The organism is Ruegeria sp. D1(2025), from assembly GCF_056536425.1.
The window spans coordinates 144,491-169,174 of record NZ_JBQFPO010000010.1 but is presented as its reverse complement, the minus strand read 5'-3'; the positions used below and the strand labels follow the sequence as shown (position 1 = coordinate 169,174).

Annotated in this window: 27 protein-coding genes; 8 read left to right on the top strand and 19 right to left on the bottom strand. The window is 59.4% G+C overall.

Features of this window, described 5'->3' with window-relative positions:
• Nucleotides 1-74: 74 nt before the first annotated feature.
• The 3 genes from rplT to pyk all read right to left on the bottom strand — a co-directional run bounded on the left by rplT (nucleotide 75) and on the right by pyk (nucleotide 2,283).
• Nucleotides 75-440 carry a 50S ribosomal protein L20 gene (gene rplT / locus ACR1XU_RS19380; RefSeq protein WP_152457001.1) on the bottom strand — a complete coding sequence of 122 codons (366 nt, stop codon included), beginning with the start codon at nucleotides 438-440 and terminating at the stop codon, nucleotides 75-77.
• Between the two features lie 14 nt (nucleotides 441-454).
• Complete coding sequence (gene rpmI / locus ACR1XU_RS19375; protein WP_088632295.1) at nucleotides 455-655, bottom strand: 50S ribosomal protein L35; 201 nt, start codon at nucleotides 653-655, stop codon at nucleotides 455-457.
• A gap of 182 nt (nucleotides 656-837) precedes the next feature.
• The gene (gene pyk / locus ACR1XU_RS19370; protein WP_170616057.1) at nucleotides 838-2,283 is read right to left on the bottom strand and encodes a pyruvate kinase; all 1,446 of its coding nucleotides are present in this window, start codon (nucleotides 2,281-2,283) and stop codon (nucleotides 838-840) included.
• A gap of 118 nt (nucleotides 2,284-2,401) precedes the next feature.
• Here pyk and ACR1XU_RS19365 point away from each other — a divergent pair, with 118 nt between their 5' ends.
• From ACR1XU_RS19365 to ACR1XU_RS19355, 3 genes are all read left to right on the top strand, one after another.
• A complete protein-coding gene (locus ACR1XU_RS19365) occupies nucleotides 2,402-3,139 on the top strand; it encodes an N-formylglutamate amidohydrolase (RefSeq protein WP_480908862.1) in 738 nt (245 codons plus the stop codon).
• A gap of 87 nt (nucleotides 3,140-3,226) precedes the next feature.
• Nucleotides 3,227-3,466, top strand: coding sequence for a DUF6868 family protein (locus ACR1XU_RS19360; protein ID WP_170682117.1), 240 nt, complete (start codon nucleotides 3,227-3,229; stop codon nucleotides 3,464-3,466).
• A 113-nt stretch (nucleotides 3,467-3,579) separates the two neighbouring features.
• Nucleotides 3,580-3,894, top strand: coding sequence for a DUF1244 domain-containing protein (locus ACR1XU_RS19355; RefSeq protein WP_170682118.1), 315 nt, complete (start codon nucleotides 3,580-3,582; stop codon nucleotides 3,892-3,894).
• Between the two features lie 40 nt (nucleotides 3,895-3,934).
• Here the strand turns inward: ACR1XU_RS19355 and ACR1XU_RS19350 are convergent, their stop codons facing one another.
• The 3 genes from ACR1XU_RS19350 to dgcN all read right to left on the bottom strand — a co-directional run bounded on the left by ACR1XU_RS19350 (nucleotide 3,935) and on the right by dgcN (nucleotide 6,849).
• Nucleotides 3,935-4,795 (bottom strand): D-amino-acid transaminase, encoded by an 861-nt coding sequence (locus ACR1XU_RS19350; protein ID WP_170682119.1) that lies wholly within the window; start codon nucleotides 4,793-4,795, stop codon nucleotides 3,935-3,937.
• A gap of 10 nt (nucleotides 4,796-4,805) precedes the next feature.
• Nucleotides 4,806-5,771: an N-acetyl-D-Glu racemase DgcA gene (gene dgcA / locus ACR1XU_RS19345; RefSeq protein WP_480908863.1), complete on the bottom strand. Its 966-nt coding sequence runs from the start codon at nucleotides 5,769-5,771 to the stop codon at nucleotides 4,806-4,808.
• A gap of 76 nt (nucleotides 5,772-5,847) precedes the next feature.
• Nucleotides 5,848-6,849 carry an N-acetyltransferase DgcN gene (gene dgcN, locus ACR1XU_RS19340; RefSeq protein ID WP_480908864.1) on the bottom strand — a complete coding sequence of 334 codons (1,002 nt, stop codon included), beginning with the start codon at nucleotides 6,847-6,849 and terminating at the stop codon, nucleotides 5,848-5,850.
• A 295-nt stretch (nucleotides 6,850-7,144) separates the two neighbouring features.
• On the opposite strand from dgcN, the gene ACR1XU_RS19335 reads away from it, so the two are divergent.
• Complete coding sequence (locus ACR1XU_RS19335) at nucleotides 7,145-8,107, top strand: L-malyl-CoA/beta-methylmalyl-CoA lyase (protein ID WP_480908865.1); 963 nt, start codon at nucleotides 7,145-7,147, stop codon at nucleotides 8,105-8,107.
• Between the two features lie 100 nt (nucleotides 8,108-8,207).
• On the opposite strand, the gene ACR1XU_RS19330 is transcribed toward ACR1XU_RS19335, so the two are convergent.
• A complete protein-coding gene (locus ACR1XU_RS19330) occupies nucleotides 8,208-9,008 on the bottom strand; it encodes an IclR family transcriptional regulator (RefSeq protein WP_480908866.1) in 801 nt (266 codons plus the stop codon).
• A gap of 307 nt (nucleotides 9,009-9,315) precedes the next feature.
• Here ACR1XU_RS19330 and ACR1XU_RS19325 point away from each other — a divergent pair, with 307 nt between their 5' ends.
• The 4 genes from ACR1XU_RS19325 (at nucleotide 9,316) to ACR1XU_RS19310 (ending at nucleotide 12,759) form a co-directional block, all read left to right on the top strand.
• Complete coding sequence (locus ACR1XU_RS19325; RefSeq protein WP_480908867.1) at nucleotides 9,316-10,266, top strand: MBL fold metallo-hydrolase; 951 nt, start codon at nucleotides 9,316-9,318, stop codon at nucleotides 10,264-10,266.
• Nucleotides 10,267-10,400: 134 nt separating this feature from the next.
• Nucleotides 10,401-12,011 (top strand): FAD-dependent oxidoreductase, encoded by a 1,611-nt coding sequence (locus tag ACR1XU_RS19320; RefSeq protein WP_480908868.1) that lies wholly within the window; start codon nucleotides 10,401-10,403, stop codon nucleotides 12,009-12,011.
• A gap of 5 nt (nucleotides 12,012-12,016) precedes the next feature.
• The gene (locus ACR1XU_RS19315) at nucleotides 12,017-12,223 is read left to right on the top strand and encodes a DUF2783 domain-containing protein (protein ID WP_480908869.1); all 207 of its coding nucleotides are present in this window, start codon (nucleotides 12,017-12,019) and stop codon (nucleotides 12,221-12,223) included.
• A complete protein-coding gene (locus ACR1XU_RS19310; RefSeq protein ID WP_170616033.1) occupies nucleotides 12,220-12,759 on the top strand; it encodes a VOC family protein in 540 nt (179 codons plus the stop codon). Before ACR1XU_RS19315 ends, ACR1XU_RS19310 begins: the two co-directional genes overlap by 4 nt.
• Before the next feature lie 53 nt (nucleotides 12,760-12,812).
• Here ACR1XU_RS19310 and ACR1XU_RS19305 read toward each other — a convergent pair whose 3' ends face one another.
• The 12 genes from ACR1XU_RS19305 to ACR1XU_RS19250 all read right to left on the bottom strand — a co-directional run bounded on the left by ACR1XU_RS19305 (nucleotide 12,813) and on the right by ACR1XU_RS19250 (nucleotide 24,646).
• Nucleotides 12,813-13,574: a Phenylacetic acid catabolic protein gene (locus tag ACR1XU_RS19305; RefSeq protein ID WP_480908870.1), complete on the bottom strand. Its 762-nt coding sequence runs from the start codon at nucleotides 13,572-13,574 to the stop codon at nucleotides 12,813-12,815.
• Nucleotides 13,575-13,589: 15 nt separating this feature from the next.
• Nucleotides 13,590-14,666, bottom strand: coding sequence for a 2Fe-2S iron-sulfur cluster-binding protein (locus ACR1XU_RS19300; RefSeq protein WP_480813913.1), 1,077 nt, complete (start codon nucleotides 14,664-14,666; stop codon nucleotides 13,590-13,592).
• Between the two features lie 11 nt (nucleotides 14,667-14,677).
• Nucleotides 14,678-15,139 carry a 1,2-phenylacetyl-CoA epoxidase subunit PaaD gene (paaD, locus tag ACR1XU_RS19295; RefSeq protein WP_170616027.1) on the bottom strand — a complete coding sequence of 154 codons (462 nt, stop codon included), beginning with the start codon at nucleotides 15,137-15,139 and terminating at the stop codon, nucleotides 14,678-14,680.
• Nucleotides 15,140-15,144: 5 nt separating this feature from the next.
• Nucleotides 15,145-15,912 (bottom strand): 1,2-phenylacetyl-CoA epoxidase subunit PaaC, encoded by a 768-nt coding sequence (gene paaC / locus ACR1XU_RS19290; RefSeq protein WP_480908871.1) that lies wholly within the window; start codon nucleotides 15,910-15,912, stop codon nucleotides 15,145-15,147.
• Nucleotides 15,912-16,196: a 1,2-phenylacetyl-CoA epoxidase subunit PaaB gene (paaB, locus tag ACR1XU_RS19285; protein WP_170616022.1), complete on the bottom strand. Its 285-nt coding sequence runs from the start codon at nucleotides 16,194-16,196 to the stop codon at nucleotides 15,912-15,914. Before paaB ends, paaC begins: the two co-directional genes overlap by 1 nt.
• 15 nt (nucleotides 16,197-16,211) lie before the next feature.
• Complete coding sequence (gene paaA, locus ACR1XU_RS19280; protein ID WP_480908872.1) at nucleotides 16,212-17,204, bottom strand: 1,2-phenylacetyl-CoA epoxidase subunit PaaA; 993 nt, start codon at nucleotides 17,202-17,204, stop codon at nucleotides 16,212-16,214.
• A gap of 15 nt (nucleotides 17,205-17,219) precedes the next feature.
• Nucleotides 17,220-18,422, bottom strand: a complete 1,203-nt coding sequence (pcaF, locus tag ACR1XU_RS19275) for a 3-oxoadipyl-CoA thiolase (protein WP_480813916.1) — start codon at nucleotides 18,420-18,422, stop codon at nucleotides 17,220-17,222.
• 166 nt (nucleotides 18,423-18,588) lie between these two features.
• Nucleotides 18,589-19,404: a PaaX family transcriptional regulator C-terminal domain-containing protein gene (locus ACR1XU_RS19270; protein WP_480908873.1), complete on the bottom strand. Its 816-nt coding sequence runs from the start codon at nucleotides 19,402-19,404 to the stop codon at nucleotides 18,589-18,591.
• Nucleotides 19,405-19,449: 45 nt separating this feature from the next.
• Nucleotides 19,450-21,480, bottom strand: a complete 2,031-nt coding sequence (gene paaZ / locus ACR1XU_RS19265; protein WP_480908874.1) for a phenylacetic acid degradation bifunctional protein PaaZ — start codon at nucleotides 21,478-21,480, stop codon at nucleotides 19,450-19,452.
• Between the two features lie 120 nt (nucleotides 21,481-21,600).
• On the bottom strand, nucleotides 21,601-22,791 hold the full coding sequence (locus tag ACR1XU_RS19260; protein ID WP_480908875.1) for a cytochrome P450: 1,191 nt from the start codon (nucleotides 22,789-22,791) through the stop codon (nucleotides 21,601-21,603).
• On the bottom strand, nucleotides 22,791-24,143 hold the full coding sequence (locus ACR1XU_RS19255) for a TRAP transporter large permease (protein ID WP_170616009.1): 1,353 nt from the start codon (nucleotides 24,141-24,143) through the stop codon (nucleotides 22,791-22,793). Before ACR1XU_RS19255 ends, ACR1XU_RS19260 begins: the two co-directional genes overlap by 1 nt.
• The gene (locus ACR1XU_RS19250) at nucleotides 24,140-24,646 is read right to left on the bottom strand and encodes a TRAP transporter small permease (protein ID WP_480908876.1); all 507 of its coding nucleotides are present in this window, start codon (nucleotides 24,644-24,646) and stop codon (nucleotides 24,140-24,142) included. The genes ACR1XU_RS19255 and ACR1XU_RS19250 overlap by 4 nt, the downstream gene beginning before the upstream one ends.
• Between the last annotated feature and the right edge of the window lie 38 nt (nucleotides 24,647-24,684).

Genomic DNA, 24,684 nt, shown 5'->3' with positions numbered 1-24,684 from the left:
GCGCACCACCTATAAAAATAAGAGGGCCGCTTCATCCGGAGCGACCCTCTCTTTCACTGTCTCTTTTCAGAGGATCAGGCAGTCAGAGCAGCCTGAGCTTTGGCGACGATCGCGCCGAACGCTTCCGGTTCGTGCACGGCCAGGTCGGCCAGAACTTTGCGGTCCACTTCGATACCGGCCAGGTTCAGGCCGTTGATGAAGCGGGAATATGTCAGTGCCTCGTCATGCGAACGGACAGCAGCGTTGATACGCTGGATCCACAACGCGCGGAAGTTGCGCTTGCGGTTCTTGCGGTCGCGGGTTGCGTACTGGTTGGCCTTGTCGACGGCCTGACGGGCAACCTTGAAGGTGCTCTTGCGGCGGCCATAGTAACCTTTGGCGGCCTTGATGACCTTCTTGTGACGGGCGTGAGTTACGGTTCCACCTTTAACGCGGGACATCTCTTAATCTCCTCTTAGCGGTCGTAGGGCATGTAGCCCTTGACGATCTTGGCGTCGGGGGCGGACAGGGTGGTGTTGCCACGGGCGTCGCGGATGAATTTCTTGGTCCGCTTGATCATGCCGTGCCGTTTGCCGGCCTGGCCAGCAAGGACCTTACCGGTCGCAGTCACCTTGAAGCGCTTCTTGGCGCTCGCTTTTGTCTTCATCTTAGGCATTTCCGTCTCCTTTTCCGGGTTCGGTTTCAAACGCGACTCGGCATGCCATCTCGGCCGGTCACGCGATCAGAAGCGCCGTTTACGCAAGTTCCGCCATACTGGCAAGGGGGTTTCGACCAGAATCTTCGCTTTTCCAGCCCGGCTCAGGCACCCCGGCGACACACCGGGGCATCGTTATCTCTTCAACCGGGGTCGGTGTTGTAGATCAACCGTTCGTCACAAGGGGCAATGCGCAGAATATTGGTGGTGCCCGGCACGTTGAACGGCACCCCTGCGGTAACCACGATCTGATCGGACTCGGACGCAAATCCACCGGCGCGGGCAGCACGGGCCGCGTTGACCACCGCACCTTTGAACCGCTCAAGCTCGGGCGTCATGACACAATGGCAGCCCCAGCTCAGGCACAGGCGCCGTGCGGTGCCTCGGGCCGGCGTCATGGCGATGATCGGAACACCGGGGCGCTCACGGGCGGTCAGCAAGGCTGTTGTGCCGCTTTGGGTAAAGCAGCAGATGGCCTTGATATCCGTCTTTTCAGCAATCTCGCGGGCGGCGGCAACGATACCGTCGGCGATCGTCGTCCCCTTGGCCGAACGCGAGGCCGCGATGATCTGCGTGTAAGTCGGGTCGGCCTCGACCTCGATGGCAACCTTGTTCATGGTCTGAACCGCCTCGACGGGGTAGTCACCGGCAGCGGATTCCGCGCTGAGCATGATGGCATCGGTACCCTCATAGATCGCCGTGGCCACGTCTGAAACTTCGGCGCGCGTTGGCATCGGGCTTTCGATCATGCTTTCCAGCATCTGCGTGGCCACAATCACCGGCTTGGCTGCGGCCCGGCATCTGCGCACCAGTCGTTTCTGGATCGGGGGCACTGCCGACACCGGCAATTCAACGCCCAGATCGCCGCGTGCGACCATGATCCCATCAGACGCATCAAGAATGTCCTCGAACGCCTCGACAGCGGCGGGCTTTTCGATCTTGGACAGGATCGCGGCCCGGCCATCGGCCAGCGTGCGCGCCTCATAAACATCCCGTGCCCGCTGCACGAAGCTGAGCGCCAGCCAGTCCACGCCCAGTTGGCAGACAAATTCCAGATCGTCACGGTCCTTGGCCGAAAGGGCCGCCAGTGGAAGCACCACGTCCGGCACGTTCACCCCCTTGCGGTTCGAGATGGTACCGCCGACCTCGACCGTGCAATTGGCGAAATCCTGACCGCAATCGGCAACGATCAGACGAATTTTGCCATCGTTGACCAACAGGCGCGCACCCGGTTCCAGTGCGGCGAAAATCTCGGGATGCGGCAGGCAGACACGCTCGGCATCACCAGGCGCCGGATCCAGGTCCAACCGGAACGCGGCCCCTTCCTGCAATTCCTCTTCGCCATTGCCGAACACACCGACCCGCAGCTTCGGGCCCTGAAGATCGGCCAGAATCGCGATCGGGCTTTCCAGGTCCTTTTCCACCTGCCGGATGATCCGGTGCCGTTCGCGGATTTCATCATGGCTGCCGTGGCTCATGTTCAGGCGGAAGACATCCGCTCCGGCTTCGTGCAGGGCGCGAATGGTGTCATAGTCGTTGGACGCCGGTCCCAGCGTCGCCACGATTTTCACATTTCTCAGGCGTCGCATCGGTCTTGCTCTCCTCGATGACTCAATGTTACCGCAAACAGTGCTTCGATGTGCTTATTGCGCAATTCCCTTTCCGAAGCAACTGCCCTACACCTGCGGCAAACTTGATGACAGGCTCATGACGTACACTCCGTTTTTCATTCACGGCGAGGATCGCCCGTCCCGCTGGCTGATCACCTGCGACCATGCAACCAACACCGTACCGCCCGAAATCAACGGCGGAGACCTTGGCCTGCCACGCGAGGATATGGAGCGTCACATCGCCTATGACGTAGGCGCCTACGAGGTGTCGAAACATCTGGGCGAAATTCTCAACGCTCCTGTGATCGCCGCCAATTTCTCGCGTCTGGTGATCGACCCGAACCGTGGCGAGGACGACCCGACGCTACTGATGAAGCTCTATGACGGTTCGATCATCCCCGGCAACCGCCAAGCGGACGCGGCCGAAAAGGAACGCCGCCTGAACATGTGCTACCGCCCCTATCACGAGGCGCTGGCGCAGTTGGCGGCCCTGCCGCACGCGGTGATCGTGTCGATGCATTCGTTTACCCGTCAGTTGCGGGGCCGCGAACCGCGCCCCTGGCATATCGGAATCCTGCACACGCCGGATGAACGTTTCTCACGTCCGCTGATCAACCGGCTCGAGGCAGAGCGCGATTTGTGTGTTGGCGTTAACGAACCCTATACCGGGGTTCTTCCCGGCGATGCGATCGATAAGCACTGCACCAGATTCGGTCGCCCGAACGCGCTGATCGAACTGCGCAATGACCTGGTCGCAGACCATGCCGGACAGCGCGAATGGGCCGAACGTCTGGCCCCGATCTTGCAAAGCGCCTTGGAAGACAGCGACCTGTGACGTTGGGTCACCTCGGGCCGTTTCCCGACCTCACATTATTGTGAGCATACCCCGCGAACCCCATATATTTCGGGAAAGGAGACGACCATGACCCAGGAAATCCTGACGACCGTCTTCGGCTGGATGACGGTCCTGAACATCGCCCTTTTGGGCTTTACCACATTGATGATCATAGTCCTTCAGGACTGGATCGCGGGGATTCACGGCCGGATGTTCCAGATGGAACGCGCCGACGTGAAAAGGGCATATTTCAGGTATCTCGCCAACTACAAGATCCTGACAATCGTATTCTGCCTGATGCCCTGGCTGGCGCTGAAACTGGCATGAATTCGATTTCAAAGGCTGGGAGGGGTCCGTTAGGCCCTTCCTGTTTGTTGTAACAGAGCCGCCGGATTGTTAGGTCAGGCTCAGAACATAAGACAATAACTCGGAGCCATCTAATGGACAAGCAAACCGAAATCGAACTTCAGGCCGCGGCCTTCCGCCGGTTGCAGAAGCATCTGATGGAAGACCGCACCGATGTGCAGAACATCGACATGATGAACCTTGCCGGATTCTGCCGCAACTGCCTGTCGCGCTGGTATCAGGAAGCGGCCAATGAAAAGGGCATCGAGATGGGCAAGGAAGAAGCCCGCGAAGTTTTTTACGGCATGACCATGGATGAGTGGAAAGCCAACTTCCAGACGGAAGCCAGCCCCGAGAAGCAAGCCGCCTTCAAGGTCGCCTTCGAAGAGAATGTCACCAAGAAAGGCTGACGCCTGAAAAAAAGGCCCGCCAATGAAGCGGGCCTTTTCTTTAGATTGCGGCCTTGCGGCTTTCGTCCAGATAGATCTCGCGCAAACGCTTGGCAATCGGACCCGGCGTTCCGTCGCCAAGCGCCACACCGTCAATCTCGACGACGGGCATGACAAATGCACTGGCCGAAGTGGTGAAAGCCTCATCCGCCTCTTTGGCTTCGTCGATGGTGAACAGCCGCTCTTCGATTTCCATCTGCGCTTCTGCCGCCATGCGCAGCACGGCCTTGCGGGTAATGCCGTGCAAAATGTCGTTGGACAGCGGACGGGTGACGATCTTGCCGTTCCTGACGAAATAGGCGTTGTTGCTGGTGCCTTCGGTCACATAGCCGTCCTCGACCAGCCACGCATCGTCACAGCCCGCTTTCTTGGCCATCATCTTGCCCATCGACGGATACAGCAACTGCACGGTCTTGATGTCGCGGCGGCCCCAGCGGATATCCTCGATCGAAATGATCTTTGCACCCTTTTTCGCGGCCGGGCTGTCGGCCAGACCCGGCTTGTTCTGAGTGAACAGAACAAGGCTGGGTTTGGTATCCGCAGAGGGGAACACAAAGTCCCGGTCGCCGTCCGATCCGCGGCTCACCTGAAGGTAAATCAGACCCTCATCAATGCCATTCAGCTCCACCAGCTTTCGGTGGATCTCAAGCAGTTCTTCCTTGGTGCAGGGCTCGGCCATCTCCAACTCGTCCAACGAACGTTTGAGGCGCACAGCATGACCTTCAAAATCAATCAGCTTGCCGTCCAGAACGCTGGTGACTTCGTAAACGGCGTCTGCAAACAGAAAGCCTCGGTCAAAAATGGATACCTTGGCCTCGGTCTCCGGCAGGTACTCGCCATTCACGTAAACGGTGCGGGTCATGTATGTCTCCTCAGCCCCAAAGTGCCGCCACGGGCGGGTGCACTCCGGCGTCATCAAAAATCAGCGGGTTGTCGCGGTCTTCAGCCAACAGAAGCGGACCGTCAAGGTCTGTTACCATCGCACCCTGCGCCAGCAATGTCGCAGGCGCCATCGCCAGCGAACTGCCGACCATGCAGCCAACCATAACGCGATAACCTTCGGCCAGTGCGTGTTCGCGCAACGCCAGCGCCTCGGTCAGACCTCCGGTTTTGTCGAGCTTGATGTTGACCACGTCATATTTGCCCTTTAGCGCTGGCAGACTGGCCCGGTCATGACAGGATTCATCCGCGCACACAGGTACCGGGCGGTCCATCCCGATCAGTGCCTCATCATCACTTGCAGGCAACGGCTGTTCGACCAGCGCCACACCCAGGCGCACCAGATGCGGGGCAAGATCAGCGTATACCTCAGCGGACCACCCTTCGTTGGCGTCCACGATGATTTTTGCGTCAGGCGCGCCAGCGCGAACGGCTTCCAGCCGCGGCATGTCGTCCGGAGTACCCAGCTTGATCTTCAGCAGCGGCCGGTTCGCGTTTTCGGCCGCCTGCTTTCGCATCGCCTCAGGCGTGTCCAGCGACAGCGTGTATGCCGTGATTTCAGGTCCCGGAACCGGCAGACCGGCCAATTCCCACACACGCTTGCCCGCGCGTTTTGCCTCCAGGTCCCAAAGCGCGCAATCAACCGCATTCCGCGCGGCACCAGCGGGCAGCAAACCAGTCAGCGCCTCCCGGGAAATATTCGCAGGCAAACCCGCGATCTCGGCCTCAACCGAATCCAGCGTTTCGCCATAGCGGGTGTATGGCACGCATTCGCCCCACCCCTGATGCGTCCCGTCCGAAATCCGAACCGTCAGCACCCTCGCCTCGGTTCGCGACCCGCGCGAGATGGTGAAGACCTGCGCCAGCCGAAACACATCGCGAGAAACTTCAATCTGCACGAACACGCTCCTTCATCTTTTTCCAAATACTCCCGCCGGAGGCAGAACAGCGCCTGCCAACGGCGAAACGTTCAGATCACAACGCAGCCAGCGCGTCCACCAGCTTGCCCGACCCAAATCGGAACGGGTCCGTTGCCGGCAAGCCCATGTCGGCTTCGATCCTGGCCAGATAAGCAGTCGCATCTTCCTCGGACATGTGCTGAGTGTTCACCGATACGCCCACAACCTGACAGTCCGGGTTCGCCACTTTCGCAAGTGACAGCGCTGTGTCGCGCAGGTCTTCCAGACTCGGCAGCTGGTAAGTCGGCAAGCCGCGCATATGCTCGCGCGTCGGCTCATGGCTCAGGATCAGCGCGTCAGGCTGGCCGCCGTGGATCAAGGCCATGGTCACGCCCGAATAGGACACGTGGAACAGGGATCCCTGCCCTTCGATCAGGTCCCAGTGATCCTCGTCATTATCAGGTGTCAGCCATTCGACAGAGCCCGCCATGAAATCCGCAATGACTGCGTCCAGCGGTACACCGTCACCAGTGATGAGGATCCCTGTCTGACCGGTTGCGCGGAAGGTGGATTTCATGCCGCGCTTGCGCATTTCGGCATCCATCGCCATCGCCGTGTACATTTTGCCCACCGAACAGTCCGTACCCACGGCCAAGCAGCGCTTGCCCTTGCGCTTGATGCCGTTTGCAATCGGGTAGTCCACCTCGGGCACCCGGACATCATGCAGCGTGCGCCCGGTGGCTTCTGCCACGGCAACCAAATCGGGCTCATCCCGCAACAGGTTGTGCAGACCCGAAGCCAAGTCAAACCCTTCCTCCAGCGCCATGACCAGAACTTTTTTCCATTCCTGGCTGATCACACCGCCACGATTTGCGACCCCGATCACAAGTGTCTTGGCACCAGCCTCACGCGCTTCGACCAAAGACATGTCGGTCAGACCCAGATCGGCCTTGCAGCCTTCCATCCGATACTGGCCCACGGCATTCTCCGGTCGCCAGTCCTTGATGCCAACAGCCACTTTGGCCGCCAATTGGTCGGGCGCATCGCCCAAAAACAGCAGATACGGTGTTTCGATCATCGCCATGCACTCCTTTGATTCCGGCGCAGGCTAAAGAACGCAGCAAACGAGCGTTTCGCATTTTCGCCCGGACGCACCCCACGCAATAGGATTATCTTGCATTAACCCGCAGAATTTCGGGACAATCTTGCAAGTTTTCAAACTGATTAAACTTTAGTCACCGTCAACGCACCGATTTTCGGCGAATGCTGCAACAGCATTGCCGCAGCTGCACAAAGGCGCTTGCGCCTGACCGCGCAATTTAATACCTCATTGAGCAAGAATACCGCAATTTCCTTTCTCGCACGAGGTCCCGATGAGCTTTCGCATCCAACCCGCCGCCCCTGCACGCCCGAACCGCTGCCAATTGTTCGGGCCGGGATCGAACACCAAGCTGTTCCCGAAAATGGCCGCTTCGTCTGCGGATGTCATCAATCTGGATCTTGAGGACTCGGTTGCCCCGTCCGACAAGGATGCAGCCCGTGCCAACGTGATCGAGGCGCTGAACACCGTCGAATGGGGCTCCAAATACATGTCCGTGCGGATCAACGGGCTGGATACACCCTATTGGTATCGTGATGTCGTGGACGTGCTGGAACAGGCCGGTGACCGCCTGGATCAGATCATGATCCCCAAAGTGGGCTGCGCCGAGGACGTCTATGCCGTGGATGCCCTTGTCACCGCCATCGAACGGGCCAAAGGGCGCACCAAGCCGATCAGTTTCGAAGTCATCATCGAATCCGCCGCCGGTATCGCGCATGTCGAGGCCATTGCCGCGTCCTCTCCTCGTTTGCAGGCGATGAGTCTTGGTGCCGCTGATTTTGCAGCCTCGATGGGCATGCAGACAACCGGCATCGGCGGAACGCAGGAAAACTACTACATGCTGCGCGAGGGCGAAAAGCACTGGTCCGACCCGTGGCACTGGGCACAAGCCGCCATCGTCGCCGCCTGCCGGACCCATGGGATTCTGCCGGTGGACGGGCCGTTCGGCGATTTCTCGGACGACGAAGGCTATATCGCGCAGGCGAAACGTTCGGCCACTTTGGGCATGGTCGGCAAATGGGCAATCCACCCCAAGCAGATCGCTCTGGCCAACCAGGTGTTCACCCCGTCAGACGAAGCTGTGTCCGAAGCGCGTGAGATTCTGGCGGCGATGGAACAGGCCAAAGCCAATGGTGAAGGTGCAACGGTCTACAAGGGCCGCCTGGTCGACATCGCCTCAATCAAACAGGCCGAAGTTATCGTCGCACAGTCCGAACTGATCGCCGCAAACGGCTGAACGTCATCTCTTTTTCGATGTAGTCTTTTGATAATGCGCCTCCCATCAAAGGAGGTGCATTTTTTTGTACCCTCGCCAAGCCTTCGGACCACGCGCCCGCCTACCCGTTGTCGGATACCGTTTCGTTGTCTATCGCTTCGGGATACCGGCCGCCGCGCAGCAATGTCAGGCGCTTGGCGGCCTTCCTGACATTTTCCTCGATGATGCTCTGATGCGCCTCGGTCGCCCGAACGGCGGGCAGAGCCACGGCCACGGCCCCGCACACCTTGTTGCTGGGGCCAAAATACGGGGCCGCTATCCCGATTACACCTTCCTCGAACGCGCCGCTTGAAATCGAAAGGCCTGTCTGACGGATCTGATCCAGTTGCTGCCGGATTACAGCCGCATCGGTTTGGGTTTGCGTCGTATGCGACGGCAAGGCGCCTCCTTCAATAAACGGCTCGACAAAGGCAGGGGCCGCGAAAGCCAGATAAGCCAGCCCCGAGGCCGTCGCGTGCAACGGCAACGACTCGCCTGATCCTATGATGACCCGGTTCATGCTTTTGCTCTCGATCGTAGCGATATTGGCCAGCGTTTGGCCTGCGATGCGCGACGCATGCGCCGTTTCGCCCGTGATCGCATTCAGGTCCCGCAACACGATCTTTACCGCATCGACAAGCGGAAAACTGGCCTCGCGCAATTGGGAAAACCGCAGAAACGCGGGGCCCAGATTGAACAAACGTGTTTCCTCGTCCTGTTCGACAAAGCCCTTGGATTCCAGCGCGGCTAAAAACCGCATCGTCGTCGCCTTGTTGTAACCGGACAATTTCGAAAGCTCACTCAGGCCGATACGGTGGCGTCTTTCATCAAAAAACTCCAGCAATGACAGCGCCTTATGTACTGTTGATGGGCCTTCCGCCATGTCACCTCGCAAACCAAACCTGATGATCCTTACCCCATGCATGAATAGCTTGACAGAGCAGAAGGTCAAAGCAATATTTGATCCATCGGCTCAATATTTGAATTGACGCGCAGCGCAAGAAGAAGCAAATAGACGTCAGCGGACGTGTCGGTCTGTCTCAGATCAAGGCGGCAGAACCCGTCGTTGGCGTATTCGCATGTCAGGGCGAAGGCAGCACAGGCTGACCGCCCGGATCGTAACTTATGGGACCCACCCGCCGCGCTGCGGTTATTGCTGTGCGGATGACAGAACGTCAAAGGAACAGGAAATGGCCAAGGCATTCGCCTCGCAGGGCGATCTGAGCGAAAAGAAAATCACCTTCGATGAAATCGGCGACGGGCTGTACGCCTTTACCGCCGAAGGGGACCCGAATTCCGGCGTCATCGTCGGCGATGACAGCGTGATGATCGTCGAGGCACAGGCCACACCGCGTCTGGCAAACAAGGTGATCGAATGTGTCCGATCCATTACTGACAAGCCGATCAGCCACGTGGTGCTGACACATTATCACGCCGTGCGCGTTCTGGGTGCCAGCGCCTTTGACGCCGGGCAGGTGATCATGTCGAACGCAGCCTACAACATGGTTCTGGAACGCGGGCAGGAAGATTGGGACAGTGAATTTCAACGCTTTCCGCGCCTGTTCGAAGGACATGATAGCATTCCGGGCCTGACCTTCCCGACAACGACCTTCTCGGACAGCATGACCGTGTTTCTGGGCAAACGCCGCGTCGACATCAAACAGATCGGCCGCGCCCATACGGCAGGCGACGCCATCATTCACGTGCCGGATCAGAACGTGATGTTCACCGGCGATATCGTCGAATATCACTCGGCCTGCTATTGCGGCGACGGGCATTTCGCCGACTGGGGTCAGACCCTGGACAACATCAAGGCCTATGACGTGGACGCCATCGCACCGGGGCGCGGCGATGCGCTGGTTGGAAAGGAGATGGTGGAAAAGGCCATCGAAAACACCCGCGACTTTGTAGACAGCACCTACCGGCCTGTTCGCAGGATTGCTGCCCGCGGCGGATCGCTGAAAGAGGCATGGGATGCCGTGCGCGCCGAATGCGACCCGAAATTTGCCGATTACGCGATCTATGAACACTGCCTGCCCTTCAACGTCGCCCGCGCCTATGACGAAGCCCGCGGTATCGCCCATCCCCGCATCTGGACCGCCCAGCGCGATCTTGAAATGTGGGAAGCCCTGCAAGGCTGACGAATTGGGGCCGGTTTGATTCAGATCGTGGCGACCCGAATCAGACGGTGAAACTATTGACCTGACGCTCTGGCGCCTGCGCGCCAGGGTTCGAATTTCTGCGCCCTGTTGCGCAACACCTGGGGAGAGAGCCTGTGAACAAGATTTTCGAAGACCCTCTTTATGCATACGAGCCCAGCCCGGATCAGACCGCGCCGACACCGGTGCGTCACAAGGTCATTGTTGTCGGCGCGGGCCCGGTCGGGTTGGCCGCTGCCATCGATCTGGCACAGCAAGGGGTCGAGGTTGTCGTGCTGGATGACAATGACAAGGTCAGCTTTGGCAGCCGGGCCATCTGTTTCGCCAAGCGGCCGCTGGAAATCCTCGACCGGCTGGGATGCGGTCAGGCGATGGTCGACAAGGGCGTCGTCTGGAACAAGGGCAAGGTGTTCTTCGATGACCGGCAGGTCTACAACTTCGATCTGCTGCCCGAGGACGGGCATCAGCGCCCGGCTTTCATCAATCTTCAGCAATATTACTTCGAGCAGTTTCTGGTCGAGCGGGTTCGCGAGTTGCAGGCGCAGGGCGCACCGATCCAGATCCGGGGCCGGAACAAGGTCGAAGCGGTTGGCACGCATCCGGATCACGTAAGGCTTGAAGTCGAAACGCCAGAAGGGTCCTACACCATCGAAGCAGATTGGGTGATTGCCTGTGACGGGGCCGGATCGCCGATGCGGGCTATGTTGGGCAAGGACTTTGTTGGTCGTGTGTTCGAGGACAACTTCCTGATTGCCGACGTGATCATGGAGGCCGACTTCCCGTCCGAGCGCTGGTTCTGGTTCGATCCGCCCTTCAACAGGGGGCAATCCGCGTTGCTGCACAAACAACCGGACGGCGTCTGGCGCATCGACCTGCAACTGGGCTGGGACATCGACAAAGAGCGCGAGAAGCGCCCCGAAAACGTCATCCCGCGTCTCAAGGCTATGCTGGGCGATGATGTCGAGTTCGAGTTGGAGTGGGTCAGCATCTACACCTTCCAGTGCCGCAGGATGGAACAGTTCCGCCATGACCGGGTGATCTTTGCCGGCGACAGCGCGCATCAGGTCAGCCCGTTTGGCGCGCGCGGTGCCAACTCGGGCCTGCAGGACACGGACAACCTGTGCTGGAAACTGAAGCTGGTGATCGACGGTCTGGCTCCGGAAACGCTTCTGGACAGCTATGATATCGAACGTATCCACGGGGCGGATGAGAATATCCTGAACTCGACCAGGTCCACGGATTTCATCACACCGAAATCCCAGATGTCCCGCATCATGCGCGACGCGGTGCTGGATCTGAGCGAACATTATGAATTCGCCCGTCCGATGGTGAACTCCGGTCGGTTGAGCGTTCCCTGCACCTATGATGGCTCGCCCCTGAATTCGGCGGATGCGCTGAACGGGCCGGCTTCGACCCGTCCGGGCTCGCCCTGCCCAGATGCGCCATTGGGGGACGGCTTCCTGCTGCCGAAACTGGCCGGGAAGTTCACCCTGATGACCATTGATGCCGATGCCCCGGATGAGATCGAGGTGGACGGTATCACGGTTTCGCGCCTGGCCCTGTCGATCAAGGACGACCGGACAATGGCCCTGAAGCGCCGCTATCTGGGTGATGCGCCGCAGGGGGTCTATCTGATCCGGCCAGATCAGCACGTGGCGGCGCGACGCGACACCTACGAAGAAAACGCATTCCGGCATGCGGTCCGCCGCGCCACAGGTAAGGAGTAATCGCCATGGCCGATCTGATCCTCACGCCAAATTTCGACAGTACCGATGGGTTCTACGCCGATCTGCTGGATGCACATGAAGCGCTGGACAAGGCACAGGGGGACGCGCTGAACGCGCGCCTGGTGCTGGTCCTGGCCAACCATATCGGGGACAACGACGTGCTGCGACAAGCCCTGCGCGCCGCGTCGCTTCAACAGGAGGACAACACGTGAAAATCGAGAAAATCCACCACGTCGCCTATCGCTGTAAGGACGCCAAGGAAACCGTCGAATGGTACGGCAAGATGCTGAACATGGATTTCATCCTGGCCATTGCCGAGGATCACGTACCATCGACCCACGAGCCTGATCCCTACATGCATCTGTTTCTGGATGCGGGTGACGGCAACGTTCTGGCCTTTTTTGAGCTGCCGACCAAGCCCGAGATGGGGCGCGATCCCAACACGCCGATCTGGGTACAACACATCGCCTTCAAGGTGAAAGACCGCGAGACGCTGCTGCAGTTCAAAGACCATCTGGAAGCCAACGGTGTCGAGGTTCTGGGCGTCACCGACCACTCCATCTTTCACTCGATCTACTTCTTCGACCCCAACGGGCACCGGGTCGAACTGGCCTGCCCCGATCCCGAGGAAGAGGCGATGCTCAAGCGCATGGACGAGGTCAAATGGCTGATGCTGGATGAATGGTCAAAGACCAAGAAGGCCCCGAAACACGCCGACTGGCTGCATGCCAAAGAACTGAACAAATAACGTGGCAAAAAGGCCGTCTGTTTTTTTGAATAACAGACGGCCTTTGTTCTCAGCTATCGCGGAACGTCCAGCCCGTATTTGTCAAGAATGGCCGAGGCCGCGACAATCCAGCGATCGCGCAGCTCGGCATTCCCGGTGCGGCGCAGCCCCAGGGCCTGAAGATCTTTCAGCCGCGCCGGGTCATCCCCCCCGAAGCAAACGGCGACACGTGGCCACCAGTAGTCGACCGACGCCTGAATCGCGGCCGTACCACCATCCTCTGCCAGTCTGGCCACACCTTCCTCGGCCAACTCGGCGTGGCGCGCCTCAACCGGTGCGATTGCACGAAAGGCTTCGGCCAGAGGTTGATACGAGACATAGCTGAATTCGGCCAGTTGCACGCCGACAGCGCACCCCATGATCAGGTTCATGACCACTGCGTCCGTCCACCCTTCAAGCGGATAATTGAAGACGGCAAGTCGCATATCATGTTCGCTGCGGGTCGCGCCGATATCCGCGGAACGGTCCAGCCGCGCAGCCCAGGGGTGGTGCGTCGCGTAGCGTTTCGTATTGACACCGAACTCACCCATGATGGTCAGGACACGATCGGCGTTATCGGTTTTCTCCAACACGATCTTGGCGGCGGCAATACGTTCCTTGATGCCCGGGCCGGTGTTAATGACGTCGGCAAACCCGGCGGCACCGGCCAGCTCGCTGTCCACAAAGGTCGCCATCAGCTTCATCAGTTCGGCGCGATACCGCGAAGGCACGTTCGAAGGGTTTGTCAGCACCCCACCCTGCGCAAGGTAGCTTTCAATGCTCATATCATCCGGCATGACAGGTCCCCTTCCTTATTGATCATAATCGACGACGACAGTGTCGGTCAGTGGAAAGGACTGACAGGACAGAACATAGCCCTTCTCGACCTCATAATCCTCCAGCGCATGGTTGGTCACCATCTCCACCTCGCCCTCAATCACTTTGCAGCGGCAGGTCGAACAGACCCCGGCCTTGCAGGCATAAGGTGCATCCATTGCGTTCTGCAAAGCCGCGTCCAGCAGCGTCGTGTCCTTGGGCATATCGATGGTCTGGGTTGCGCCGTCCAGCGTGATGGAAGCCTTTGCCGTATTGGCGCTGCTGGCGGCATCTTTGGCCTTGGCCTTGCGCTTCAACCGACCGGGCTGGGCACTGGCGAAAAGTTCGAATTTGATCTGACCGTCATCCAGCCCATGGTCGCGCAATGCACGGGCTATGCCCAGCATCATCGGCTCAGGGCCGCAAATGAATGCGGTATCGACATTTTCGATGTCGATCCAACCGGTTTTGAACAGTTGCGCGCATTTCTCTTCCGTCACCATTCCGGTGAACAGATCGATTTCCTGTGCATCCGTCTCGAGCACATGGATGACGTTGAAACGTCCCATAAAGCTGTTCTTCAGGTCCTCAAGCTCCTCGCGGAACATGATCGAATTCACGCTCTTGTTGGCGTAAACAAGCGTGAAACTGGAATTGGGTTCGCGTGACAGGGTGGTTTTCAGGATCGACAGCACCGGGGTAATGCCGGACCCGCCCGCGAATCCCAGGTACTGCTTCTCGTTTCCGGCATCCAGTTCGGTAAAGAACCCACCCATCGGAGGCATCACCTGAATGGTGTCCCCCACCTTCAGGTCTTCGTTGGCCCAGGTCGAAAACGCACCGCCATCGACCCGCTTGATGCCGACCTGCAGGACACCGTCATCCTTGCCCGCGCAGATCGAATAGGATCGGCGCAGTTCCTCACCGTCAAAGTCGCGGCGAAATGTCAGGTACTGGCCTTGCGTAAAGTCGAACTCGGCAGCCGCACCATTCTCGGGCTTCAGCGTCACGACCACTGCATCGCGGATCGTTTTGCGGATGTCTGTGACTTCAAGATCATGAAAGCGCGCCATGGGTTCCTCCCTCAGATGCACTTGAAATAGTCGAACGGTTCCAGGCAGTCGCAACACCGCCACTGCGCCTTGCAGGGGGTCGAGCCGAACTGGCTGAGTTTTTCCAGATGGTTGCCACCACAACGCGGGCAGCGTTCGGGTCCGCCTGCCGGTTGCGGCGGTGCGATGCCGAACTCTTCCAGACGCACGCGCCCCTTGTCCGACAGCCAGTCGGTGGTCCATGCAGGTGAAAGCTGACGGCGCAGTTCAAGCCGGTCGATCCCCTTTTCGCGCAGCGCCGTCTGGATATCCAGATTGATGACGCTGGTCGCCGGGCAACCCGAATAGGTTGGTGTGACCGTGACAACCAAAAGATCATCTTCCCACGCGACGTCGCGGATGATCCCCAGATCCACCAAAGAGATCACGGGGATTTCCGGATCGGGCACATGGTCCAGCCACTGCCAGATTTCACCGACGGAGGGCCGCGCCATCACTGTCACCACCGGCAACCGGGATAGGCACGCGGCAGCCACTGCATCGTGCACAGCAGATGGCCCAGATGTTCGGTATGCATCTGGCCGGTGCGACCACCCTTATGGGCAAAGCGGCTTTCGGGAATGATCAGCGTCGCCTCGGAAAGGACCCGGCCCACCAGCGTGTCGTATTCTTCACGCAACTGGCCGGGGTCGCTCGAGATACCGGCCGTAACCATGGCCTCATCGACCGCGTCGCCTTCAAACATTTCTCCGACATAGGGCCACAGGTAGTTCAGGGCGGCCTGCATCCGGTTATGGCTTTCCTCGGTTCCGTCTCCCAGACCGACAACCGTGTCGGCAGATCTTTCCAGGTGATACGCCACTTCTTTGCTGGCCTTTTCAGCGATATCGGCCACAGTCCGATCCGACGATCTGATCAGCCGGCCCAGCATGATGGAATGCCACGAATCGAACAGAAACTGACGCATCAGGGTCTGACCGAAATCGCCATTGGGCATCTCGACCAGCAGAACGTTGCGAAAATCCCAGACGTCGCGAAGAAAGGCCAGATCGTCCACCGACTTGCCTTCGCCCTCAATTTCGGCCGCATAACCCAGCCAGAGCTGCGTCTGACCGATCAGGTCCAGCGCCGTATTGGCAAGCGCGATGTCCTCTTCCAGCACGGGCGCGTGACCGCACCATTCGGACACCCTGTGCCCGAGGACCAAAGTGTTGTCGCCCATCCGCAGCAGAAATTGCAGCAGGGCCTGTTTGTCGACTTCTGCCATCACATATGCCCCACTTCGTCCGGGATGTCGTAAAACGTCGGGTGGCGGTAGACCTTGCTCTCGGAGGGCTCGAACAGAGGGCCCTTCTCGCCGGGTGCAGTGGCCGCGATGTGCCGGGCTTCAACCACCCAGATCGACACGCCTTCGTTGCGGCGCGTATAGACATCGCGCGCGTTCTTGATCGCCATTTCGGCATCTGGTGCATGTAGCGAACCCACATGCCGGTGGCTCAGCCCATGCTGGCCGCGGATGAAGATTTCCCAAAGGGGCCATTCATTTTTCATAGCGGAACCTCCTGATTACTCTGCCGCGTGCTTGCGGGCGGCTTTCTTGCGGGCATGTTCCAGCAAGCCGTCGCGCGCCCACGCGCCGTCGTCCCACGCCTTGTTGCGCGCAGCCAGCCGGTCCACGTTGCACGGACCGTTGCCCTTGATGACGTTGAAAAACTCGGACCAGTCCGGGTCGGAATAATCGTAGTGGCCGCGCTCTTCGTTCCATTTGATGCCGGGATCCGGCAAATCGAGGCCAAGGAACTCGATCTGCGGAACCGTCTGGTCCACGAACTTCTGGCGCAGCTCGTCATTGGTGTTGATCTTGATCTTCCACGCCATCGACTGCGCCGAGTGCACTGAATCCTTGTCGGAGGGGCCGAACATCATCAAAGACGGGAACCACAGCCGGTTCAGCGCGTCCTGCGCCATTTTCTTCTGCTCGGGCGTACCTTCAGCCATCTTGCGGATGGCGTCATAACCCTGCCGTTGATGAAAGCTCTCTTCTTTGCAAATGCGGATCATCGCGCGCGAGTACGGCCCGTACGATGTGCGCTGCAACGGCACCTGATTCATGATCGCCGCACCATCCACCAGCCAGCCGACGGCACCGATATCCGCCCAGTTCAGGGTCGGATAGTTGAAGATCGACGAATACTTCATGCGCCCGTCCAGCAACATTTCGGTGATCTCATCGCGGCTGACCCCAAGCGTTTCCGCAGCACAGTAAAGATACAGACCGTGCCCGGCCTCATCCTGCACCTTGGCCAGTAGGATCGCCTTGCGTTCCAATGTGGGCGCACGGGTGATCCAGTTGCCTTCGGGAAGCTGGCCGACGATTTCTGAATGCGCATGCTGTCCGATCTGGCGAATCAGGGTCGCGCGGTAATCATCCGGCATCCAATCCCTTGGTTCGATCTTGATATCGCGGTCGATCTTGTCCTGGAACTCACGCTCCTGATCCGTCATCTCGTCTTTGGATTTGACGCCGGTTCCGGCCGTTTTCACAAGTTGAGCATACATCTGGGGTCTCCTCCCTTAGACGCGTTCAAGGATCAGGGCGACGCCCTGACCCACGCCGACGCACATGGTGCAAAGCGCATAGCGCCCGCCCGAGCGTTGCAGTTGATAAGCCGCGGTCAGCACGATGCGGGCCCCCGACATGCCCAGCGGATGACCCATTGCAATGGCACCGCCATTGGCATTCACGTGCGGTGCATCATCGGCAACACCAAGCTCGCGCAGCGTGGCAAGGCCCTGAGCCGCAAACGCCTCGTTCAATTCTATCACATCCATCTGATCGATACTCAGACCGGCGCGGGCCAGCACCTTGCGGCTTGCCGATACCGGGCCGATGCCCATGACGCGCGGCTCGACACCCGTAGCGGACATCCCAACCACGCGCGCCATCGGTGTCAGGCTGTTCTTGTGCGCTGCCACCTCGCTGGCCAGAAGCAGCGCCGCTGCGCCATCGTTCACACCCGAGGCATTACCCGCAGTCACGGTTTTGTCGGGACCATTCACACCTTTCAATCCGGCCAGCTTCGCGGCATCGGTTCCGGGACGGGGATGTTCGTCCGTATCCACGACAACCGGATCGCCCTTGCGCTGCGGGACCGAGACCGGGGTGATCTCATCCCGGAAAATCCCCGCCTCATGCGCTGCTTGCCAGCGAGCCTGGCTGCGGGCCGCGAAGTCGTCCTGATCCTGACGGCTTACGCCATAGTCTTCGGCCACGTTATCAGCCGTTTGCGGCATGCTGTCCACGCCGTACATGTCTTTCATCTTCGGGTTTACGAACCGCCAGCCAATCGTTGTGTCATAAACCGCATTAGCGCGGCTAAAGGCGCTGGTGGCCTTGGGCATGACGAAGGGCGCGCGGCTCATGCTTTCCACGCCGCCCGCAATTGCCAGATCGAAGTCGCCGGCCCGGATTCCACGCGCGGCCATGCCCACCGCGTCCATGCCGCTGGCGCACAGCCGGTTCACGGTGGTTCCCGGAACATCAACCGGCAAACCAGCCAGCAGCGCCGCCATACGCGCCACATTCCTGTTGCTTTCACCGGCCTGATTGGCATCGCCAAAGATCACGTCATCCACACTGGCCCAGTCCACCTGCGGATTCCGGGCCATCAGTGCAGCGATCGGCACCGCCGCAAGGTCATCTGTTCTGACCGAAGACAACGCGCCACCGTACCGGCCAATCGGGGTACGTGTCGCGTCACAAATGAATGCGTCCATCAAAGGCCTCCTGTCGCAACGGCCGGAAATACCAACCGTATGGTCGGTTAATACGGGTCGCGATGATTCGAAGCAAGAAATATGTTACGTCTTTTTTGCCATTTCTGAATCAATGTAACTTATTGTTCGACACACCGACCTTCGCCACCGGGAAATACCGCGATCACTATCCGGTCAAAGCGGATTCAAGCGCCTCGATCGAAGGGCTCGGCAACCTGTCGAGGATCTGGAAAACAACCTTTCGGCAGGCCGGACCCTTCCACGCCTCGGGCAGAAACTCTGACGGCAAATCCGGGTGCCGCAAAACGATGCGGCGCCAGCTGTGAACGATCAGGACCCGCAGCACCGCCGCCTGGAACGGATCGCCGACACCCGAGGCCGGAATGCTCTCCTGAACCGCCCGCAATCGGGTCAGAAGCTGTTTATATCCTTCGTTCAGCGCATCTGGTCCGCAACGTTCGCGCAGCCAGCGGGGAACCGAGAGGTCGCCCCTTTGAACAACAAACAGGTCTTCGATACCTTCCGGAGCCTCACCGGGAGCCATCGCTGCCGTGCTGCTCAGTGGAATGTAGTCACCGGTCAGCAGCAGATCGGCCAGTTCCTGCCGGGACCCGTCCGAACTGTCCGCGATAAGGACATGCCAGGTTTCCGGGCGCACGGTTTCGCGGGCGTAGATGCGCGGCACCGCTGCGGCGCTTTGAGCGCGCCCGAACGCCGTCAGGCTGTGCGTGCTGTTGCGCCCGCTCCGGGTGCTTTCGATCCAGCCCTCCTTGCGCAGTCGGTGCAAAGCAACGCGGGTCGCTTCAGACTTTATCCCGGCAAGTCCGGTCAGCCGGGTGATAAGGGCACCGCTGATCTGATCGGTCTCGTTCTGGGCCAGATCGCCGAAAATCGATACCAGCACCGACCAGACCCGCTGCGTGCCGGACGCCGTCAGCTGGGCAATACAGGTTTCGAACCAGTCAGAATGCGGATCTTTCATAGCCTAAGTATAGCCCGGCCAAAGGAAATTGCCATCCGGCCCGCTTCAGTAGGCTACCATTGTCAGCAATTCATATTCCGCCACCAGATCACCATCCTGGTTGGTCAGCGACACGAGCCAGCGCACTTCTCCGTATTCATCATTGCGCCCGGTCTTCTTCATGACAGTCAGCCGCACCTTGATCGCATCGCCTGCTTCCACCGGCTTCATGAAACGCAGATTGTCCAGCCCGGTATTGGCCAGAACCGGACCTTCGTTGGGTTCCACAAACAGACCCGCCGCAAACGAAAGCAACAAATAACCATGCGCCACACGACCAGGGAAGAACGGGTTCCGCTCGGCCGCGGCCTGATCCATATGGGCGTAGAAAGTGTCGCCCGTGAAATGCGCGAAATGCTCGATATCGTCCATGGTGATGGTGCGCGGTGCCGTATGAATGGTCTCGCCAATCGCCAGATCGTGATACCGGCGGGTAAAGGGATGCGCCGGGCCTTTGATCTCGGTCGCACCGGAAACCCACCTGTCGCCGATCGCGGTCAGGATATCGGGCGAGCCCTGAATTGCCGTGCGCTGCATGTAATGCTGCACCCCTCGCACACCACCCATCTCTTCGCCGCCTCCGGCGCGACCGGGGCCGCCGTGGACCATGTGCGGCAACGGAGACCCGTGGCCCGTCGCTTCCTTCATCGAATCCCGGTTGTTGAAATACAAACGCCCGTGATAGGCCCCGGCCCCCATGACAATCTCGCGCGCGACGGATGGGTCGCGGGTGATCACGGACGCCACCAGTGAACCCTGCCCCTTGTTCGCCAATTCAACCGCATGGTCCAGATCACGATACCCCATGATGGTGCTGACCGGGCCGAAGGCCTCGGTATCGTGCACGCGCCGGGCCGTGTCAGGGCTGGCGCAATGGAACAGCATCGGTGGAACAAAGGCGCCCTTTTCGACATCCGCACCGTCAATGGCGAAGTCTTCAGGATTGCCGAAAACCCGCTCGGCCTCCTGCCCGATGATCGCGGCTTTTTCCAGAACATCGCGCCTCTGGCCTTGTGATACGAGCGCGCCCATGCGGGTGGTTTCAAGCCTCGGATTGCCGACGACCGTCTTTGCCAATCTGTCAGTAAGCGCATCGATCACAGCCTGAACATGTGTTTCCGGCGCGATGATCCGGCGAATGGCCGTACATTTCTGCCCCGCCTTGGTTGTCATTTCGCGCTGAACTTCCTTGATGACCAGGTCGAACTCGGGCGTTCCGGGTTCCGCATCCGGCCCCAGAACCGAGGCATTCAGGCTGTCCTGTTCGGCCACAAACCGTACCGAGTTCTCAAGGATCACCGGATTGGCACGCAGTTTCAGTGCCGTTTCGGCCGAGCCGGTAAAGCTGACCACGTCCTGCATTCCCAGCCGGTCGAGCATATCGCCCAATCCGCCCGTCACCAACTGCAAGGCACCCGTGGGCAAGATGCCTGAATCCAGCATGATGCGCACGCACAACTCTGTCACGTAGCAGGAGTTGGTGGCAGGTTTTACAATCGCCGGAACCCCGGCCAACAACGTTGGCGCCAGTTTTTCCAACATGCCCCAGACCGGGAAGTTGAATGCGTTGATATGCACCGCGACGCCCTGCAACGGGGTGCAGACATGCTGGCCCAGGAACGTTCCGTTGCGCGACAATTGCTCAACCTCGCCGTCCAGGAAGACATGCCCGTCAGGCGTCTCGCGACGCCCCTTGGACGCATAGACAAAAGTCGTGCCGATGCCGCCATCGATGTCGATCAGGTGGTCGGATTGAGTCGCGCCTGTATCGAAAGACAGATCATACAGTGCCTGTTTGTGCTGCCCCAGATGCATGGCCAGCGCCTTCAGCATCTTTGCCCGCTCGTGGAACGTCATTCTGCGCAGGGCGGGCCCGCCTACATCCCGCGCGTGGTCCAGCATTGCCTGCACGTCCAGCGCGTTGTTACCCGCGGTCGCGATTACGTCTCCGGTGACTGCACTGGCGATGGAACGGGCGCCTTCACCCGGCGCAATCCATTCACCGGCGGCAAAGCTGGAAATCTGTTGGATGGTCATATGTGCCTCCTCATCCTTGGCATCCGGTCGGCGATTGTGGCCGGTTCGTTCGGATCAAACTATTATTAACCGATCGGTCGGTCAAATATAAAACAGCAAAAATGCCTATCTATGCCGCATCTATGGCACCCGAGCTGGCAGACGGGCAAAGCCGCGAAACCTGGTGCGATTTCCTCTTTGCGCACCCTCCTGCAACTCAAAACCGGGAAAGCGCTCGAGAAAACGGCCAACGGCAACACGCCCTTCCATTCGCGCCAGAGTCAGCCCGACGCAGGTATGCGGTCCGCCGGCAAAGGCGTGATGTTTGTTGGGACGGCGATCCAGTTTCGCGGTATCGGGGTCGTCAAACTGGCGCGAATCACGGTTGGCAGCACCAATACAGAGGTGAATATCCGTACCCGCCGGGATCATGTGACCATGGAATTCAACCGCCTCGGTGGTCAGGCGATTGCCGAACTGGTTCGGGCTTTCCAGCCGCAGGAATTCGTCCACCGCCGTCGTGATCAGGTCGGGTCTGGCCAAGAGTTCGGCCCGTTTATCCGGGTGCCGGTGCAACAGATCAAGCGCGTTACCGATCAGGTTTGTGGTGGTTTCGTGACCGGCATTCAGAATGAAGATACAATTCTGATACAGCTCAACTTCGGTCAACCGATCGTCCACATCACCCTGCATCAGACGGGTCAGGACATCTGTCTCCGGGTCGCCCGGACTGGCGCGGCGGTCGTCGATGATCCGGCGCAGGTATTCGACGAAATCGGCGACAGCGCGATTGCCCTGCTCCTCCTGCTCGGGCGTCAGCTTGGGCTCAAGCGCCCCAAGTATCGCGAGCGACCAGTCCCGCAAAGGCTCACGCTCGTCACGGGGAATGCCCAGAAGATTTCCGATGATCTCGATGGGAATGGCACCGGCAAAATCTTCGATCAGTTCGACTTGGCCCTTGGCCTGCATCTCGTCCAGCAGGCGATCAACCAGTTCGACCAGCCCAGGCTCCATTTGCGCCAGCGCGCGGGGGTTCAGCGCGCCAACCATCACCTTGCGCACACGGGTGTGCAACGGCGGATCGTTGAACACCAGACTGGTGGTGTGGTGTTCGTATAATGGGCTATCGACCCCGTATTTCGGGCCAAATACCGCCTTCTTGTCCGAAATGAAACGGCGGGTATCGCGATACACCAGATCCAGATCCTCGTATCTGGACAGGATCACGCTGCCATCCGGCTGCACACAAACCGGCGCATCCTCGCGCAAAGCGGCGTAGGTCGGATACGGGTCCTGATGGAACCCCTCGGGAAGTGCGGTCAGCGCGAACATCAGTGCCCCATCGCGCCCATCTGCTCGGGCAGGACCAGCACCAGCCAAGGCACCAGAACGATCAACGCCAGGCGGAAGATGTCGGCAACCCAGAATGGTGTCACGCCCCGGAAGATCGTTCCGGTCGACACATCGCCCACCACGCCTTTCAGGATGAACACGTTCAGACCGACGGGCGGAGTTATCAAGCTGATCTCGGTCACAACGACCACGACGATACCGAACCAGATCGGGTCATAGCCCAGCGACGTGACCAGCGGGAAAAAGATCGGCACCGTCAGCAGCAGCATCGAAAGAGATTCAAAAACGCAGCCAAGGATGATGTAGATGCCCAGGATCATCAGGATCACCACGAAAGGCGACACTTCATATGCCGTGACCAGCGCAATCAACGCTTCGGGCAAACCAGCCAGGTTGATGAAATTCGAAAAGATCTGCGCCCCAATCAGCACCGAGAACAAGGCCGCGGCTGTATATGACGTCTCCTTCAGCACCTCGAATGTCGAACTCAGCGTCAGGCCGCCGCGCGACAGGGCGATCAGGAACGCGCCCATCGCACCCATGCCCGCCGCTTCGGTCGGGCTGAAGGTCAGGTTCAGCGGGTGAAAATCAAACGCGCCGTAGAGGCCCCCGATAACCAGGAAGAACAACAAAAGCACGGCCCAGACGGATCGCAGCGCCGTCAGACGCTCGCCCCAGCCGTGGCGTTCACCGGCAGGGCCTGAATCAGGCTTGCGCCAGACGGTCCAGCGCACCGCGAACAGGTAGAACAGGATGCCCATCATCCCCGGCAATATCCCGGCGACAAACAGCTTCCCGATCGAGGTTTCGGTCAGCAGGCCATAGATCACCAGAATGACCGAAGGCGGGATCAGAATGCCCAGCGTTCCGCCCGCCGCAATCGAGGCGGTCGACAACTCGTCCGAATAGCGATAGCGCCGCATTTCGGGCATCGCGACCTTGGACATTGTAGCAGCCGTGGCCAAAGACGACCCGCAGATCGCCGAAAAACCGCCGCAGGCGGCAACGGTCGCCATCGCGATACCGCCCCGGAAATGCCCCAGGAAAGCGTTAGAAACCGCGTAAAGCTCACGCGCCAATCCACCTTTGTTGACGAACAGTCCCATCAGGATGAACAGCGGCACAACCGACAGGCCATAGTCCTGCGCGGTGTCCGTGATCTGGCGGCCCACCATCGACATGGCGGCCTTGAGCCCCCGTTCCGAAAAAATCGCGCCGCCGCGTTCGTAGGCGAAGCCAAACGTGCCAACCAAACCCATCGCAAAGACAATGGGCAAACGAAGTAGCACCAGAACCAGTACCAGTGCGAAACCGATCAGGGCTGCGGTCATTGGGTCTGCTCCGACAGGGCGTGGGGTGCAAAGATGTACATCAGACCGGTAATCACCATCGCGATGGCGGCAATAACGGTGAAGAAGGTGATGAACCAGCCGACATAGAAGACCGGGATCGACAGGTATTCTGTGACGTCCCCGTAGTCGCGCGCGCGCTCGGACAGGATCCAGACCCTATTTATTGGCCAGATCAGCATGATGCCCGATGCCAGATAAACCGCAGCGTCACGGGCCCGGCTAAGGCGAAGACGGGAAAACAGACCGTCTGTGAGATCGACCGCGATCTGGCCTTTTCCCGCGGAAATCATGGGCAGGACCGAAAACACGAGGATGGCCATCAAAATCCGGGTCAGTTCGGTCGCAGCCTCGATCGGAGCATTGAAAACCGAGCGCAGGATGACATCGCAGAATGTCATCACCATCAGGATGAACAAGGCCACACAGGCCAGCAGCGTCGGAAAAAAACTGGCGCGCCGCGCCCAGATCACGAGATTTCGCATGATTATGTCTCTTGCCGGTAAAAAATGGCTGGTGGGAA

What these genes read in the sequence shown, in the direction of transcription:
- rplT (WP_152457001.1), bottom strand. Translation starts at nt 440, where the DNA reads ATGTCCCGCGTTAAAGGTGGAACCGTAACTCACGCCCGTCACAAGAAG.
- rpmI (WP_088632295.1), bottom strand. Translation starts at nt 655, where the DNA reads ATGCCTAAGATGAAGACAAAAGCGAGCGCCAAGAAGCGCTTCAAGGTG.
- pyk (WP_170616057.1), bottom strand. Translation starts at nt 2,283, where the DNA reads ATGCGACGCCTGAGAAATGTGAAAATCGTGGCGACGCTGGGACCGGCG.
- ACR1XU_RS19365 (WP_480908862.1), top strand. Translation starts at nt 2,402, where the DNA reads ATGACGTACACTCCGTTTTTCATTCACGGCGAGGATCGCCCGTCCCGC.
- ACR1XU_RS19360 (WP_170682117.1), top strand. Translation starts at nt 3,227, where the DNA reads ATGACCCAGGAAATCCTGACGACCGTCTTCGGCTGGATGACGGTCCTG.
- ACR1XU_RS19355 (WP_170682118.1), top strand. Translation starts at nt 3,580, where the DNA reads ATGGACAAGCAAACCGAAATCGAACTTCAGGCCGCGGCCTTCCGCCGG.
- ACR1XU_RS19350 (WP_170682119.1), bottom strand. Translation starts at nt 4,795, where the DNA reads ATGACCCGCACCGTTTACGTGAATGGCGAGTACCTGCCGGAGACCGAG.
- dgcN (WP_480908864.1), bottom strand. Translation starts at nt 6,849, where the DNA reads ATGATCGAAACACCGTATCTGCTGTTTTTGGGCGATGCGCCCGACCAA.
- ACR1XU_RS19335 (WP_480908865.1), top strand. Translation starts at nt 7,145, where the DNA reads ATGAGCTTTCGCATCCAACCCGCCGCCCCTGCACGCCCGAACCGCTGC.
- ACR1XU_RS19330 (WP_480908866.1), bottom strand. Translation starts at nt 9,008, where the DNA reads ATGGCGGAAGGCCCATCAACAGTACATAAGGCGCTGTCATTGCTGGAG.
- ACR1XU_RS19325 (WP_480908867.1), top strand. Translation starts at nt 9,316, where the DNA reads ATGGCCAAGGCATTCGCCTCGCAGGGCGATCTGAGCGAAAAGAAAATC.
- ACR1XU_RS19315 (WP_480908869.1), top strand. Translation starts at nt 12,017, where the DNA reads ATGGCCGATCTGATCCTCACGCCAAATTTCGACAGTACCGATGGGTTC.
- ACR1XU_RS19305 (WP_480908870.1), bottom strand. Translation starts at nt 13,574, where the DNA reads ATGCCGGATGATATGAGCATTGAAAGCTACCTTGCGCAGGGTGGGGTG.
- ACR1XU_RS19300 (WP_480813913.1), bottom strand. Translation starts at nt 14,666, where the DNA reads ATGGCGCGCTTTCATGATCTTGAAGTCACAGACATCCGCAAAACGATC.
- paaD (WP_170616027.1), bottom strand. Translation starts at nt 15,139, where the DNA reads ATGGCGCGGCCCTCCGTCGGTGAAATCTGGCAGTGGCTGGACCATGTG.
- paaC (WP_480908871.1), bottom strand. Translation starts at nt 15,912, where the DNA reads ATGGCAGAAGTCGACAAACAGGCCCTGCTGCAATTTCTGCTGCGGATG.
- paaB (WP_170616022.1), bottom strand. Translation starts at nt 16,196, where the DNA reads ATGAAAAATGAATGGCCCCTTTGGGAAATCTTCATCCGCGGCCAGCAT.
- paaA (WP_480908872.1), bottom strand. Translation starts at nt 17,204, where the DNA reads ATGTATGCTCAACTTGTGAAAACGGCCGGAACCGGCGTCAAATCCAAA.
- pcaF (WP_480813916.1), bottom strand. Translation starts at nt 18,422, where the DNA reads ATGGACGCATTCATTTGTGACGCGACACGTACCCCGATTGGCCGGTAC.
- ACR1XU_RS19270 (WP_480908873.1), bottom strand. Translation starts at nt 19,404, where the DNA reads ATGAAAGATCCGCATTCTGACTGGTTCGAAACCTGTATTGCCCAGCTG.
- paaZ (WP_480908874.1), bottom strand. Translation starts at nt 21,480, where the DNA reads ATGACCATCCAACAGATTTCCAGCTTTGCCGCCGGTGAATGGATTGCG.
- ACR1XU_RS19260 (WP_480908875.1), bottom strand. Translation starts at nt 22,791, where the DNA reads ATGTTCGCGCTGACCGCACTTCCCGAGGGGTTCCATCAGGACCCGTAT.
- ACR1XU_RS19255 (WP_170616009.1), bottom strand. Translation starts at nt 24,143, where the DNA reads ATGACCGCAGCCCTGATCGGTTTCGCACTGGTACTGGTTCTGGTGCTA.
- ACR1XU_RS19250 (WP_480908876.1), bottom strand. Translation starts at nt 24,646, where the DNA reads ATGCGAAATCTCGTGATCTGGGCGCGGCGCGCCAGTTTTTTTCCGACG.